Below are 14530 nucleotides of genomic sequence, written 5' to 3'. Positions count from 1 at the left end.
TTGACGTTTGCTCTGTCAAGTCGCAAAAAGGTGAAAATCGAATTCGGAAGAGGAGCTCCGGTTCGATTTATGAAAAAGTTTTCATGAGGAGGATTATGCATGTCGAAGCTCTTTTCAGGCGTAAGCGCACTGGTACTCGCCGGTTTTGTCGGAGTGGGTGCGGCTCATGCCGAATCCAAGACGATCACCTTTCTGTTCACCGATGACGACCAGGGCTATGTCGAGCGCATGGCCGCGCTCAGCAAGGAATTCGAGAGCACCCACCCGGACGTGAAGGTCAATTTCGTTTCGTCGGGCTACGATGCCGTCGCCAAGCAATTGCCGGTGCAGCTTGCGGTCGGCGAGGGTCCCGATCTCGCCAAGATCACCGACTGGCAGCTCGCGCCCTACTACTTGGACATGCGTCCCTACATGAAGGACCCGGAGGCTTACGCAAAGCTCCACGGCGCAAGCCTTGACCAGCTCCGCCTGCCGAACATCAACGAGCCGAATTCGATCAACGGCTATGTGGCGTCGCAGACGCTCAACCTGCCCTTCGTCAACAAGACGCTGTTCGAGCAGGCCGGCGAGCCCCTGCCGGGGCCGAAGGCAACGCTGAAGGAAATCGTCGAAGCCTCGGCGCGGGTCGCAAAGGCGACGGGCGTGCAGGTTCCGTTCACCATGGACCGCTCCGGCCACCGCTTCTCGGGTGCGGCCTTCTCCTACGGTGCGACCTATGTGAAGGACGGCAGGTTCAGCTTCCCGGACGAGGCGGCGAAGAAATACATCGCCGACGTCTATTCCTGGACCCAGGACGGCAGCTTCCCCAAGGAGATGTGGGGCGCGGCCGGCGGATCGCAGTACAAGAACATGGGTGACGAGTTCGTCAACGGCAATGTCGTGACCTATCTGGCCGGCAACTGGATGGTCAATCCGTTCCAGACGAAGATCGGCGACGCCTTCGACTGGACGGCGATCAATGCGCCCTGCGGCGAGGCCGGATGCTACGCCATGCCCGGCGCCACGGCGATCGTCGGCTTCAAGCGCACGAAGCATCCCGAGGCGGTGGCCGAGTTCATCGAGTTCCTCGGCTCCGAGAAGATCCAGCGGGAGATCGCCGAAAACTACGTCATCCTGACCGGTGCCGACATCAAGGACCCGCAATACAAGCTTTCGAGCGAGAACGCCAAGTCCGCCATGGCGGTGTTCCTGGACAACAAGAAGAACGTTCCGCAGGCGGCGCGCGACTTCGAGCGCCAGAAGGGCGGGTCGGCGATGTACCAGCAGATCGTGCAGCGCATGAGCCAGCTGATCGTCGGCGAGCTGTCGCTCGAGGAAACCTACAAGGTCCTGGAGGATGACGTCCGCAAGATCAACGAAGCGCGGGCGTCCCAGTAAGCGGCAACATTTCAAAAAAAACCTCCCAGGCTGGACGACGTGCCCGATCGGCGGGCGCGTCGTCTCTCGCGATCGAGCCAAAGGAAAAGGAAGCCATGCAATCGTCCATAACTGTCCGCCACGCGGTTCACTACACGCAGTCGGAAACGATGACTGGGAGCGCGTTAAGGGAGAACTTCCTGATCGAGGAACTCTTCTCGGCGGGCGGCGCGAACGCGGTCTACACCCATTATGACCGGCTGCTCCTCATCGGCGTGATGCCGGACCGGGCGGCGATCAGCCTCGGCGAGGACATGGCGCGCGTCGTCGGTGGCGAATTCCTGCTGGAACGGCGCGAATTGGGGCTGATCAACATCGGCGGCCCGGGGATCGTCAGGACGGACGACGCCGTTTTCGAAATCGGCTTCCAGGACGCGCTCTATCTCGGCATGGGGACCAGGAGCATCTCCTTCGAGAGCGCTGATCCTTCGGCGCCTGCCAAGTTCTACATCAACAGCGCGCCCGCGCATGCCGCCTTTCCGGCCCGGCAGATCCGCAAGGCGGAAGCGATCGAGCTCAACCTCGGCGACGGGCAGACCTCGAACAAGCGGACGCTCTACCAGTACATCCATCCGGATGTCGTCGAGAGCTGCCAGTTGCTGATGGGCATGACGCGTCTCGAGCCGGGCAGCGTCTGGAACACCATGCCGGCGCACACGCATGACCGGCGAATGGAGGCCTATCTCTATTTCGAAGTGCCGAAGGATGCTTTCGTGGTCCACCTCATGGGGCGGCCGGAAGCGACGGGCCACCTGATCGTCCGGGACGAGCAGGCGGTCATCTCGCCGCCCTGGTCGGTCCATTGCGGCGCCGGAACCTCGGCCTATGCCTTCATCTGGAGCATGGCCGGCGACAACAAGTCCTTCAAGGACATGGACTTCGTGCCGATGGGGGATATCCGATGACCGCCGCAGGCCTTTTCGACCTATCCGGAAAGCGCGCGCTGGTGACCGGGGCGCGCACCGGCCTGGGGCAGGGCCTCGCTTTGGCGCTTGCTTCCGCCGGCGCCGACATCATCGGGCTCGGATCGCAGCACATGCCCGAGACACGGCGTGCCGTCGAGGCACTCGGAAGGCGGTTCGAAGAGGTCGTCTACGATCTGCGCAACCCGGGCGGCATTGCGAAGATGTTTGCCGGCCTCGTCGAAGACGGCGCGGCTGTCGATATCCTGATCAACAATGCCGGCCAGATTCGGCGGTCCGACTTCACCGAATTCACGGAAGAAGACTGGGACGACGTCCTCAACATCAACCTGAAGAGCGCTTTCGTGCTCTCCCAGGCGGTGGTCCGGCATATGCTCGAACGCGGCATCAAGGGGCGGATCGTCAACGTCGCCTCGCTGCTTTCCTTCCAGGGCGGAATCCGCGTCGCCTCCTATACGGCCTCCAAACATGGCGTGGCGGGGCTCACCAAGCTGATGGCCAACGAACTCGCTGCCAAGGGGATCACCGTCAACGCGATCGCACCGGGCTATATGGTGACCGACAATACGGAAGCGCTGCGCAACGATCCTGACCGCTATCGTGCCATTATCGAGCGCATTCCCTCCGGCCGCTGGGGCGAGCCGAGCGACCTGGACACCGCGGTCCTGTTCTTTGCTTCGCCCGCCAGCAGCTACGTTACCGGGCAGGTCCTCGCCGTCGACGGCGGATGGCTGGCCCGCTAGCTCCGGTCAGATCGTCCTGATCGACCGCGTTGCCTTTGGCCGGATGGTTTCTCTGTCGCGGATCGTCAATTGCACCGGAATGGAGCGCGCCGGCGTCGCCCATTCGCCGCTGCTCAAGCAAATGCAGCAGCAAGGCTTGATCACACGGGACCTGCTCGGTCTCGGCCTCTCCGTCGATGCAGGCTCGCGCGTCCTCGGCGGAAAAGGCGAGCGCGGCCGGCCTTTATGCGGTCGGGGGCTTTGACGGCCGGCCGGTTCTGGGAGATCACGGCAGTACCGGATATCCGGGTGCAGGCGCAGGCCGTCGATCGCCGCGACCATGCTGGAATAGCTTCGGAGACTATTGAGAGTCTGGCCGGCACTCACCGTGCCGAAGCCCAGGGCGCCAGCCATTTTTCGAGGGCGCGCGCGGCGATCTCGAGCAATATGGCGATCAGCGCAATGACGGCAATCCCGGCGATCACCACATCGGTGACCAGGAACTGGGCCGCCGACTGGATCATGAAGCCGAGGCCGCGCGTGGCGGCGACCAGTTCCGCCGCGACCAGCGTCGACCAGCCGGTGCCGAGGGCAATGCGTGTTCCGGTCAGGATCGATGCCAGGGCGGAGGGCAGGACGACGTGGAGCGTCACCTGGCGCCTGGTGGCGCCGAAGGCACGGGCGGCGTTGATATGATCCTTCGGTACCGAGCGCACGCCGGCCGCCGTCGAGATGACGATCGACGGCAGCATCGACAGCGCGATGACGGTCATCTTGGAGACTTCGCCGATGCCGAACCAGATGATGATCAGCGGCAGATAGGCCAGCGGCGGCAGCGGTCTCAGGAATTCGACGATCGGGTCGAGAATGCCCCGGCCGATGCGGCTCGTGCCGATGGCAAGCCCGGCGGGGACACCGATCAGCACGGCGACGCCGAGCGCGCCGAGCACGCGCCCAAGGCTGGCGAGCACGTGTTGTGCAAGAGTCGAGTCGACGAAGCCGACCGTGACGAGGTTCCAGAGCGAAGACGCGACGACGGCCGGGGAGGGCAGGAAGACGGGGGAGACGAGTTCGGCCGAGGCGGCGGCCGCCCAGATCAGCAAGAGGCTGATGACCGTAAGGAGCGAGATCAGCCAAACCGGCACCTGTCTCCTTCGGACGGGCGGTCGTTCCGGCTCGCGCCTTTCTGCAGTGGCATCGTAGCCATAGGACTGGTTCAGGTCGGTTGTCAGTGTCATGCGGCAAGCTCCTCTTCCGGGCCGATGGCTTGGATCAGACCCGTCAGGCCGTCATGCATGCGTTTGAAGGCCGGCGAGGCGCGCACCTCGCTTGCCGGCGCCCCGGCGAGAATGTCGGCGGCAAAGCTGCTCGGGATGTCGGCGGCGACCCGGCCCGGATTGGGAGACAGGACGACGATGCGGGTGGCGAGGAGAAGCGCCTCGTCGATGCTGTGGGTGATCAGAAGGGCGCCGGAGCGGCTCTTCCGCCAGACGTCCAGGAGAAAGGTCTGCAGTCGGCTGCGCGTCAGGGCATCGAGCGCGCCGAGCGGCTCGTCGAGCAGGAGGAAGCGGGGTTCGGCGGCGAGCGCCCGGGCGATGCCGACGCGCTGGCGCATGCCTCCCGAAAGCTCCCAGATGCGCCGTTTCCCTGCCTCGGGAAGGCCGACGAGCTCAAGCAGTTCGCCGGCCCGGGCGCGTCGGTCGCGCTCGCCCATGCCTTTGATCCTCAGGGGAAAGGCGACGTTGTCGCGGGCGTCGAGCCAGGGATAGAGGGCATCGTCCTGGAAGACGACGGCGCGGTCGCTGCCCGGCCCCTCGATGATCTTGCCGTCGAGTGCCACTTTCCCTTCGCTCGGCTCCTGAAAGCCCGCCGCCAGATTGAGGAGGCTCGTCTTGCCGGACCCCGACCGGCCGATGACAACGACGAACTCGCCGGTCGACACGGAGAGATTGATCCGGTCCAGCACCAGTTGCGCCGCGCCATCACGGCCGCGCGCCGGATAGATAAGGCTGGCCTCGTTGAACGATAATTGGCTCATGGCTTCCTCCTTGAAATTGCCACGACGCGGCCCGCGGGCGGTCGCGTCGTCGCGCTGTCCCATGTCTCAGAAGGAGAGCTTGGCTGCGTCCTGCACCCAGCGCGGTGAGACATAGGCGCCGTAAGCCGCCAGCACCGTCGGGATCTTGCCCTGCTCCTTAAGGAAGGCTGCGGTAGCTGCGACCGCCTTGACCGTGCCGCCGCCGAGAAGATCGGTGCCGGCCTGTTCCTCGAGTGTCGGGAAGGTGTAGCCCTTGAGGAGCGCCGGAACCTCGTCCTGCTTGGCGCCGGTCAGCCGGGCGATCTTCTCCGCCTCGGGTGATTTGGCGTCCCAGGCTTCGGGATTGGCGCGATAGGCGGCCGTCGCATCGCCTGTGACCTTGACGAAGGCCGCGACGACGTCCGGATGCGCCTCGGCGAACGTCTTGCTGACGATCCAGGCGTCGAAGGTCGGGCTGCCCCAATTGCCGACGTCGGCCGACGTCGCAAGCACAGTGCCGGTCTTCTTGATTTCGGCGAGCACCGGATCCCAGACATAGGCGCCATCGATATCGCCGCGCGACCAGGCGGCGGCGATCTCCGGCGGGCGCAGGTTGAGGATCTCGACGGATTTCGGATCGACGTTCCAGTGGTTCAGGGCGGTCAGCAGGCTGTAATGGGCGGTCGACACGAAGGGTGTGGCGATCTTCTTGCCGGCGAGCTGTTCCGGCTTGTCGATGCCGCGCACCGCGAGAGCCTCGGCCTCGCTGATCAGGCCGACGAGCGCAATGGTTTCGATCGGCAACTCACGGCTGGCGGCCGCGGCGAGCGGCGAGGAACCGACATAGCCGATGTCGAGGGAACCGGAGGCGATCGCCGCGATGACATCGGCGCCGCCGTCGAATTTCTGCCAGTTGATCTTGGCGCCGGTCGCCTTCTCGTAGGTGCCGTCAGCCTGCGGAACGCGCGACGGCTCGACGATCGGCTGATAGCCGATGTTGAGCGTCACGTCTGCCGAGAATGCCGCGGAAGTGGGGAGTGCGAGGGCCAGGGCCACGCCGGCAGTGAGTGCTGCGAAGGATCTACGATGGATCGTCATTTTCCTCTCCTGAAGTGGCGGGCGAAGGCCAGTCTCAATTTAAGATTATTTAATCGATAAATTTAGTAGAGATAAATGATTCTCTTTTTCGAAGGAGGCGTGTGAGTTCTTTCCTTCGAACGCGTCGCATGCGAGGTTCGAGTTGCGCCTGCATCGATTGCGGCGCCAGGCGAACGGTCGCTTTCCACCCTTCGACGGTGTCCGGGCGCCGAGAACTTCGGGAGCGCCACATGCGAAAATTCGAACCCGTGCCGGTCGTGGCGATCATCGGAGGCGGCTTCACGGGCGGCGCCGTGGCGCTGCATCTCACGCGCGTTCTGGGCGCGGAGCGACCGGTCCGTATCGTCGTCTTCGAACCGCGCGCCAGGCTTGGTGCCGGCCTTGCCTACGACACGCCCGAGCCCGCCCACCGGATCAATGTCCCCGCTTTCAAGATGAGTCTCTATCCGGACGAACCGGAAAGCTTTGCAGACTATCTGATAAGGGCCGATATCCTCGCCGCCGATCCGGGCGCCTGCAGCGCCGATGGCATAGCCTATCCACGGCGATCGGTGTTCGGCGACTATGTTGCGGCCGAACTCACTCCCCGTGTCGCCAGCGGGGCAATCGAGCATCGGCCCAAACGGGTGTGCAAGGTCGCGCGCTCGAAGGGCCGGTGGACGCTTCATGCGGAGGATGGCGAAACGCTTGTCGCCGACGTCGTCGTGCTGGCGGTCAGCCATCCGGCTCCGTCGCTGCCGAAAGCGTTGCTGGCGCTTTCGTCCTCTCCGAAACTGGTCACCGATTCGACCAGGGCCGATGCGCTGGACGGCATCGCGCCGACGGATCGCGTCCTCATCGTCGGCAATGGTCTGACGGCGGCAGACGTGGTTGCCGCGCTTACCGAAAGGGGCCACCGCGGGCCGGTCATTTCCATATCGCGGCACGGCTTGCGGTCCCGCGGCCATCCCGCCGATGCTCAGGATCCGTTTGGCGACTTTCTCTCCGAGCCGATCACCCGCGCATCCGAATTGCTTCGCCGCATCCGCCGGACGCTGCGGATCGCCAGGCAACAGGGATTGAGCTGGCACCCGGTTATCGATGCGGTGCGGGCACAGGGCCAGCAGATCTGGCAAGCCCTGCCGATCGGCGAGCGCCGCCGCATCGCCCGGCTGGCGCGTGCCTATTGGGACGTGCATCGTTTTCGCATAGCGCCGCAGGTCGAAACCGTGCTGGATCAGGCGGTCGAGGACGGCCGGCTCGAAGTTCTTGCCGCCTCGATCGCGTCGGTGGCGATGGATGGCAGAGAGATCAGGGCAGAACTCAGGCAGCGGGGCCGCGACGCGTTGCGCAGCATTCTCGTGGACGCGATCGTCGTGACCACCGGCCCCGCCCATGGTGAGATACTGAAATCCCAACCCTTTCTGTCGGGACTCGAGAGGGCGGGCGTGCTCACCCTGTGCCAAACCGGTCTTGGGATCGCCTGCGATCTCCAAGCTCGCGCCGTTGACGAGAACGGGCGGGTGGAGCCGACCCTCTTCATCGCCGGACCGCTGGCGCGCGGCACTTTCGGCGAATTAATGGGACTGCCCCAGGTGACCGAGCATGCGGTTTTCGTCGCCCGCCAAATCGAGACGCTGCTTTCACGTCACGAAGCGAGCCGGCTGCAGCCCGGCGCCGGCTGAGCGCAAAGGCGCGGCGCATTCGTCACCTGCTCTCACTTCAGAGGCAATATATTTCGAAGTGCAATTTCTGGAGTGGCTCAGGCCATTTTCGCCATTTAAATTTGGTTTTTCCATTGCATATCTCAAAGCGGGGTCTATATATACCCCCGTCGAACATTGCTTGTGACCTTTGTCTACGCGCCGAGGCGCTTCGCCAGATTTCCTTTCAAATATCGATCAAATCGGGCGAGTACTCGCTCGCAATCTCCACCATTGAAAGGAAATCGTTATGAGTTCAGGCACCGTAAAGTGGTTCAACAGCACCAAGGGCTTCGGCTTCATTCAGCCCGACGACGGCTCGACGGACGTCTTCGTTCACATCTCCGCCGTTGAACGGGCCGGGCTGCGCTCGCTCGTCGAGGGCCAGAAGGTTACCTACGACATCGTCCGGGACAACAGGTCCGGCAAGAGCTCGGCAGATAATCTGCGGGCTGCATGATTTGTCATTCGCCTCCGCTGACCACGGATGTACTGGCAGGGAGCGCTTGAATGACAGAGCGCCATTGCGCGTCTGAAAGGATGCGCGGCGCTCAAGAGGAGGTCGGGGTAACGCCCGGCCTTTTTTGCTTGTGACACCCGAAGGTGCACAGACGAAGGAGATGGCGATGAGCCGGAACACCTACAGCGTCGGCGATACGGTTGTGCTGAAGGCCGACCTATTGCGGATGCTGGTCGCCGACAGGTCCTGCCGCATCGTCGGCATCCTGCCCGCCGCCGAACACGGAGAAGCGCAGTATCGCATCCGGCTCGGTACCGAGACCTTTGAGCGTCGCATCTTCGAACACGATATCGATGCTGCGGAAACGGCCTCGCCGGTCAGGGCGAACAGTCCGGCGGCAACTGTCGATGGCAGGCCCTGGCTTAAACCGTTACGTGTCAGGGCAGCCAAGTGAAATGGTCGCCCTCGGCTCCGAGGTGTTATCCCCGCCGAGGTCGCCGCAGCATTTGAAATTGCCCTCCTTCGGTTCAGCCCGAGGGGACATGTCGTAGATCAACACGGAAAGGATATATTTTGCAGGTACTCGTCAGAGATAACAACGTCGACCAAGCTCTCCGCGTTCTCAAGAAGAAGATGCAGCGCGAAGGCGTCTTCCGCGAAATGAAGATGCGCAGCGCCTACGAGAAGCCCTCCGAAAAACGCGCTCGCGAAAAGGCCGAGGCCGTTCGCCGCACGCGCAAGCTTGCGCGCAAGAAACTGCAGCGCGAAGGCCTTCTGCCCGCGCCGAAGAAAGTGGCACGCACGCGGTGATCGCGTCTCCTCCTTCGCTTGCGCGTCAGAAAAGACGCGCGGCACTGTAAGTCAGCGCGGACTCGCTCACACGAGCGTTACGACGCGCACATGCCCGCGCCGCTCCCGCACGTCAATACGACGCCTGTGCCGGAGCGGCTGGCGACCACGTCGACGGAATCCGATCCGCAAGTTCCTGATTTCGAGCTCCTCGATAAAATCGGGCCGGTAGGGTGTGTCGAAAATGATCTGCATTTACCTCATGTGCCACAGCTATCTTTGTGCGTCTGAAAAGACGCACGGCGCTGCAGGAGCACGGTGACTTCGGCCCACAGACGGCCAGTGCACGTCAGTGGCACCCGGTAGAAGGGGCGCGGGCTTGCTCAGCTCGCTCCGCTGCCATGGAACAAGCCCGCAAGTGGCTGGTTTGAATGACATAAACAGTCATTCCGCCATGGGAGAAGCAAACATGAACAATGATATAAGCGGCCGTCGCCCCGCCGACCAACCCGGTTGGCCCGCAACGACGCCGGAAGATACCCGCAACCAGCCTGGCATGGGATCAAGGGAAGGCGAGGGCGCCACGGACCGTTCCCTGCAGCAGGCCGTGCGGGAGGATCTGGATGAACTCCGCCAATTTGCCGATGAGCAGACGGAAGAAGCCAAGCAAGCTGTCAGCCGGATCGCCGAGGACGAGAAAAAGCTGACGGCACGCCAGCTTAGCGGCGTCGCGACCGCCCTTGAGAAAGTCGGCGGCGAGCTGGAACAGTCGGATCAACGGGCGCTCGGCCGATATGCCAGGCAGATGGGCAGTTCGCTTCAGGGTTTGGCACGCGGCATCGAAGGTCGTGACCTCGGGGAAATTGCCGGGATGGCGGAAGACTTCGGCCGAAAACAGCCGCTCGCCTTTCTGGGCATGGCGGCGATCGCCGGATTGGCGGCCAGCCGCTTCCTGACGGCCTCGGCTCATCGCCGCAGCAGGCGACCCGTTTCCCAACCGTCTTCGTCGTCGCCATCGGCAAGCACCCGAACAAGCGAAAGCGGCTGGAATTTCGAGGAGGATCGGCGCAATGGCTAATCATCGGGACGACCGCCCCCTGTCGGAACTCATGACGGGTCTGGTGGCGGATATATCCGGGCTCTTCCGCAAGGAAATCGATCTGGCCAAGGCAGAGGCATCCGAGAACGTCAACCGGGCCATAGGCAGCCTTGAAACGCTTCTCATCGGCTTGATCTTCGCAATCGGGGCGATCGGCGTGTTGTTGAGTGCGGCCGTCCAGGGACTGGCGGCCTTTCTCGTCACGCAGGGCATGACGGAGCCGAACTCCGATGCCCTGGCTGCCGTCATCATAGGCGTCGCAATCGCGCTCCTCGCCTGGGCGATGATCTCCCGCAGTCTCTCGGTCTTGCGCGGCAGCAGCTTCAAGTTCGATAGAACGACCAGTTCCCTGCAGCGCGACATCGACGTGGTGAAGGAGAGAGTGCAATGAACGACTATTCCCACACGCACTCGGCTGCTGACCTGCAGCGCGAGATCGAGGCCGACCGCCAGCGGATCGAGGAAAAGCTGCACGCCATCCAGGAGCGCATGTCGCCCGGTCAGTTGATGGACGAGGTGCTCGACTATGCCAAGACGAGCGGCGGCGCCGAATATCTGAGCAATCTCGGCGTGGCGTTCAAGGCGAATCCCATCCCCGTTGCGCTGATGGGGGTAAGCCTCGCCTGGCTGCTTGCCAATCCGGGCTCGCGCGCACCACGGTTCTCGGACAACGCTGCGGACGAGTATCCGCTTGCGAGCGTGACGGGTTCGGTGAAACGTACCGGCCCGGTCGAGGATAGCTTCGGCGAGCGGTACAGCCATTTCGCCGATGAAAGCGGCAATCGTTTCAGGGCGATGACGGATGCCGCGGGGCGTCGGGCGGGCCACTTCGTCGATCAAAGCGGCAAGGTCTATCGCGGCTTTGCCGACGCGGCCGGAAAACAGATCGAAGACATACGGGATGAGACCGGCAATTTGTTCGACGAGGCCTCGGGTTGGGCATCGAGGACCTGGCGGCAGGTCAGTGCTTCGGCAAGCCGCCTGTCGGATACCATCTCGGAGACCGGCAAGTCTCTCGCCGGCAGCGCCCAGTCGGCGGGACGGTCGCTGGAAGATCAGGGCGCGCGCCTCAACGCGGCGATCCTCCAGCACTTCCGTGACCAGCCGCTGGTCGGCGGGGCGCTTGCCTTCGCCGTCGGCGCAGCCATCGGGGCGGCGTTGCCCCACACGGACACTGAGGACGATGCGATGGGCGAGGCGGCGGACGAAGTGCGCAGCAGCCTAGCCGCCAAGGCAAACGCGGCAGTCGGCGAGGCAATGGGCACGGCCCAAGACATGCTGGACAAGACGAGCAATGCCGCCCTGGAGGCGCACGACGCTGCCAGGGACCGCGTCCGCGAAACGCTTCGGGAATGACGATTTCCGCTCGGACAATTCGACGGGCGACACCGCTTCGGGTGTCGTCCGCTGCCGACATTCCTCGCGGCAGTGAAGGACCGCCGCCATCCTGTCCGCGATAGTCTGAGTGGGACCGCCCGCTGCAAAAACGTGGCCGGCGTGGACGATTTAGCGCTCCGCCCCAGCTATTCCGAGCCTGACCCCTGAACCTTTTATCTCGACCGGTCCCACCCCGCTGTTGACATTTTTTGCAGAACGTGAAATTTCTTTCAGCAAGAGATAAAAATATCATGCAATGCAAAAAATATCACGCAACGCAGCATTCGGATGGAGGCGATGGCAATCATCGGGGGAACCGCGGTTCGGGATGATGAAGTCAGCATGGCGACGCGGGCGGCCTGGCTGCACTACGCCGGCGGCTTGACGCAAGCCGAAGTCGCCAAGCGCCTGGGCCTGACGTCGTTGAAGGCGCACCGGCTGATCATGAAGGCCAACCAGGAAGGCCTGGTGAAGGTTTATATCGACGGCGACGTCTCCGAATGCGTCGAGCTCGAGCAGAAGCTGTCCGCCCGCTATGGTCTCGACTATTGCGAGGTCGTTCCGGATTTCGACAGCGACGACCTGCCGCTGAAGGCGCTCGGTATCTCGGGCGCGCAATTCCTGAGGCGCGAGATCGAGCGCGGCGAGACGGCGCTGATCGGCGTCGGCCACGGGCGGACGCTTGCCGCCTGCGTCGAATACCTGCCGCGCACCGCCAGCAACAACACCCGCTTCGTCTCGCTGCTCGGCGGCCTGACCCGCAAATTCTCGGCCAATCCGCACGACGTGATCCACCGCCTGGCGGAGCGCACCGGTGCCGAAGCCTATGTGATGCCGGTGCCGTTCTTCGCCAACACGGTGGAAGACCGCGACGTGCTCTTCAGCCAGCGCGGCGTCCGCGAGGTCTTCGAACTTGCGAAATCGGCCGACCTCCTGATGGTCGGCATCGGCACGGCCGAGCGCGAGGCATCGCTGGTCGCCACCGGCATGATCGAGATGAGCGAAATCGAGGACATTCAGAAGAGCGGCGCCATGGGCGAACTGCTCGGCCATTTCTTCGACGAGAAGGGCCGGCCGATCGAGACGGCGCTTTCCAACCGCACCTTCACGCTCGGCCGGGAGGATTTGCGGAACCGCCGCACCGTGGCGGTCGCCGGCGGCAGGATCAAGGCGCGGGCGATCCGCGCCGTGCTCGGAAGCGGGCTCCTGAATGGGCTGATCACCGATGAGCGTACGGCGCAGGCGCTCGCCGCCTGAAGGAGCATTTCGACGGCCGCGGAAGGGGGGAGGAAACCACCGCGGCCGGGAGGCATACCGGTCGGGTAGCCGGTCAGCTCAGTGGAGCATTCTTACCCGCAACGGAGGAGAGAACGAGATGTATGAGAAGGAGAAAGACCTCATTGGCGCCTTCCTGCGCGGTGAGGTGGACCGCCGCGGCCTGTTGAAGGGCCTTGGTGCGGCCGGTCTTACAGCCGGCACCGCCGGCACGTTGTTCAACATGATGTCGACTGAGGCGCTTGCCGCCGACTTCGACTGGAAGGCGCATTCCGGCAAGTCGGTGAAGCTGCTCTTGAACAAGCATCCCTATGCCGATGCGATGATCGCCAACCTGCAGACCTTCAAGGACCTGACGGGCATGGAGGTCACCTACGACGTCTTCCCGGAGGACGTCTATTTCGACAAGGTGACCGCGGCGCTCTCGTCGAGCTCGACCGAATACGACGCCTTCATGACCGGCGCCTACATGACCTGGACCTACGGCCCGGCCGGCTGGATCACCGACCTTAACGAGTGGATCAAGGATACCTCGAAGACCAACCCGCAATATGGCTGGGACGACTTCCTGCCCGGCGTCAAGGCGTCCTGCGCCTGGAACGGCCAGCCGGGCGGGGCGCTGGGTTCGGAAGACGCAAAGCAATGGTGCATTCCCTGGGGCTATGAGCAGAACAACCTCTCCTACAACAAGGAGATGTTCGACAAGGTCGGGGTCGGCGTTCCGAAGAATCTCGATGAACTGCTGACCACGGCCGCAAAACTGACCAAGGACGTCGGTGGCGGCGTCTACGGCATCGGCGTGCGCGGCTCGCGCTCCTGGGCGACGATCCATCCGGGCTTCCTCTCCGGCTACGCGAACTTCGGCCAGAAGGACCTGAACGTCTCGGCTGACGGCAAGCTTTCGGCCGCGATGAACACGCCGGAATCCAAGGCTTTCCACGCCAAATGGGTGCAGATGATCCAGGAAAGCGGCCCGAAGGACTGGTCGACCTATACCTGGTACCAGGTCGGCACCGACCTCGGCGCCGGCGCTTCGGCGATGATCTACGACGCCGACATCCTCGGCTACTTCATGAACGGCGGCGACAACAAGATGGCCGGCAAGCTCGCCTATGCGCCCTTCGCCGCCAACCCGGCCGCCTCGGCACCGACGCCGAACATCTGGATCTGGTCGCTGTCGATGTCCAATTTCTCCAAGGACAAGGATGCGACCTGGTACTTCCTGCAATGGGCGTCGGGTCTCGAGCATGCGATCTTCGGCGCAACCAAGATGGACTTCGTCAATCCGGTCCGGGCTTCCGTCTGGAAGGACGAGATCTTCCGCGAGCGGCTGAAGAAGAGCTATCCGGGCTATGTGGAGATGCACGACGTCTCGGCGCCGGGCGCAAAGATCCACTTCACCGCCCAGCCGCTGTTCTTCGACCTCACCACCGAATGGGCGGCGACGCTCCAGAAGATGGTGGCGAAGGAGGTGCCGGTCGACGAGGGGCTCGACAAGCTGGCCGAAAGCATCAACCGCCAGCTTGCGGAAGCGGGCCTCGGCTGATCGTGAGCGACGCCGGTCCGCCAAGGCGGGCCGGTCATCACAAGACGAATGTGCATACGAGGAGGGGGTCTGGCTGCGCCGGCCGCGGCCGGCCCCTTCATCGCCATCGACAAGGCATTGAACGGA

The 14530-nt window shown here is 63.5% G+C and carries 15 protein-coding genes; 12 read left to right on the top strand and 3 right to left on the bottom strand.

All coding sequences use genetic code 11. The features are described 5' to 3' along the window. Positions 1 to 99 precede the first annotated feature (99 nt). From NGR_RS08490 to kduD, 3 genes are all read left to right on the top strand, one after another. On the top strand, positions 100 to 1377 hold the full coding sequence (locus NGR_RS08490; RefSeq protein WP_015887841.1) for an ABC transporter substrate-binding protein: 1278 nt from the start codon (positions 100 to 102) through the stop codon (positions 1375 to 1377). Positions 1378 to 1472: 95 nt separating this feature from the next. Continuing rightward, positions 1473 to 2321, top strand: a complete 849-nt coding sequence (gene kduI, locus NGR_RS08485) for a 5-dehydro-4-deoxy-D-glucuronate isomerase (protein WP_015887840.1) — start codon at positions 1473 to 1475, stop codon at positions 2319 to 2321. Next, complete coding sequence (gene kduD / locus NGR_RS08480) at positions 2318 to 3082, top strand: 2-dehydro-3-deoxy-D-gluconate 5-dehydrogenase KduD (protein WP_015887839.1); 765 nt, start codon at positions 2318 to 2320, stop codon at positions 3080 to 3082. The genes kduI and kduD overlap by 4 nt, the downstream gene beginning before the upstream one ends. 362 nt (positions 3083 to 3444) lie before the next feature. Here kduD and NGR_RS08475 read toward each other — a convergent pair whose 3' ends face one another. The 3 genes from NGR_RS08475 to tauA all read right to left on the bottom strand — a co-directional run bounded on the left by NGR_RS08475 (position 3445) and on the right by tauA (position 6176). Then, positions 3445 to 4299: an ABC transporter permease subunit gene (locus tag NGR_RS08475; RefSeq protein ID WP_015887837.1), complete on the bottom strand. Its 855-nt coding sequence runs from the start codon at positions 4297 to 4299 to the stop codon at positions 3445 to 3447. Beyond that, on the bottom strand, positions 4296 to 5099 hold the full coding sequence (locus NGR_RS08470) for a taurine ABC transporter ATP-binding protein (protein WP_015887836.1): 804 nt from the start codon (positions 5097 to 5099) through the stop codon (positions 4296 to 4298). Before NGR_RS08470 ends, NGR_RS08475 begins: the two co-directional genes overlap by 4 nt. A gap of 66 nt (positions 5100 to 5165) precedes the next feature. Beyond that, positions 5166 to 6176 carry a taurine ABC transporter substrate-binding protein gene (gene tauA, locus NGR_RS08465; RefSeq protein WP_015887835.1) on the bottom strand — a complete coding sequence of 337 codons (1011 nt, stop codon included), beginning with the start codon at positions 6174 to 6176 and terminating at the stop codon, positions 5166 to 5168. A 230-nt stretch (positions 6177 to 6406) separates the two neighbouring features. Between tauA and NGR_RS08460 the strand changes: the two genes are divergently transcribed. From NGR_RS08460 to NGR_RS08420, 9 genes are all read left to right on the top strand, one after another. Continuing rightward, on the top strand, positions 6407 to 7840 hold the full coding sequence (locus tag NGR_RS08460; protein WP_015887834.1) for an FAD/NAD(P)-binding protein: 1434 nt from the start codon (positions 6407 to 6409) through the stop codon (positions 7838 to 7840). Between the two features lie 268 nt (positions 7841 to 8108). Beyond that, positions 8109 to 8318, top strand: a complete 210-nt coding sequence (locus NGR_RS08455; protein ID WP_014331580.1) for a cold-shock protein — start codon at positions 8109 to 8111, stop codon at positions 8316 to 8318. 166 nt (positions 8319 to 8484) lie between these two features. Beyond that, a complete protein-coding gene (locus NGR_RS08450) occupies positions 8485 to 8772 on the top strand; it encodes a cold-shock protein (protein WP_015887833.1) in 288 nt (95 codons plus the stop codon). Between the two features lie 119 nt (positions 8773 to 8891). Continuing rightward, positions 8892 to 9128, top strand: a complete 237-nt coding sequence (gene rpsU, locus NGR_RS08445) for a 30S ribosomal protein S21 (protein ID WP_015887832.1) — start codon at positions 8892 to 8894, stop codon at positions 9126 to 9128. Between the two features lie 448 nt (positions 9129 to 9576). Then, on the top strand, positions 9577 to 10185 hold the full coding sequence (locus tag NGR_RS08440; RefSeq protein WP_015887831.1) for a nutrient deprivation-induced protein: 609 nt from the start codon (positions 9577 to 9579) through the stop codon (positions 10183 to 10185). After that, positions 10178 to 10597, top strand: coding sequence for a phage holin family protein (locus tag NGR_RS08435; protein ID WP_015887830.1), 420 nt, complete (start codon positions 10178 to 10180; stop codon positions 10595 to 10597). The genes NGR_RS08440 and NGR_RS08435 overlap by 8 nt, the downstream gene beginning before the upstream one ends. Next, entirely contained in the window at positions 10594 to 11562 is a 969-nt protein-coding gene (locus tag NGR_RS08430; RefSeq protein WP_015887829.1) for a DUF3618 domain-containing protein, read from the top strand. The genes NGR_RS08435 and NGR_RS08430 overlap by 4 nt, the downstream gene beginning before the upstream one ends. Before the next feature lie 318 nt (positions 11563 to 11880). Next, entirely contained in the window at positions 11881 to 12840 is a 960-nt protein-coding gene (locus NGR_RS08425; RefSeq protein WP_164923969.1) for a sugar-binding transcriptional regulator, read from the top strand. 118 nt (positions 12841 to 12958) lie between these two features. Next, the gene (locus tag NGR_RS08420) at positions 12959 to 14404 is read left to right on the top strand and encodes an ABC transporter substrate-binding protein (RefSeq protein ID WP_015887827.1); all 1446 of its coding nucleotides are present in this window, start codon (positions 12959 to 12961) and stop codon (positions 14402 to 14404) included. Positions 14405 to 14530: the final 126 nt, after the last annotated feature.

Origin of the sequence: Sinorhizobium fredii NGR234 (assembly GCF_000018545.1) — a bacterium.
Lineage (GTDB): Bacteria > Pseudomonadota > Alphaproteobacteria > Rhizobiales > Rhizobiaceae > Sinorhizobium > Sinorhizobium fredii_A.
Note: the sequence above shows the minus strand (reverse complement) of the source record. Positions and strands in the feature narration are given on the sequence as shown.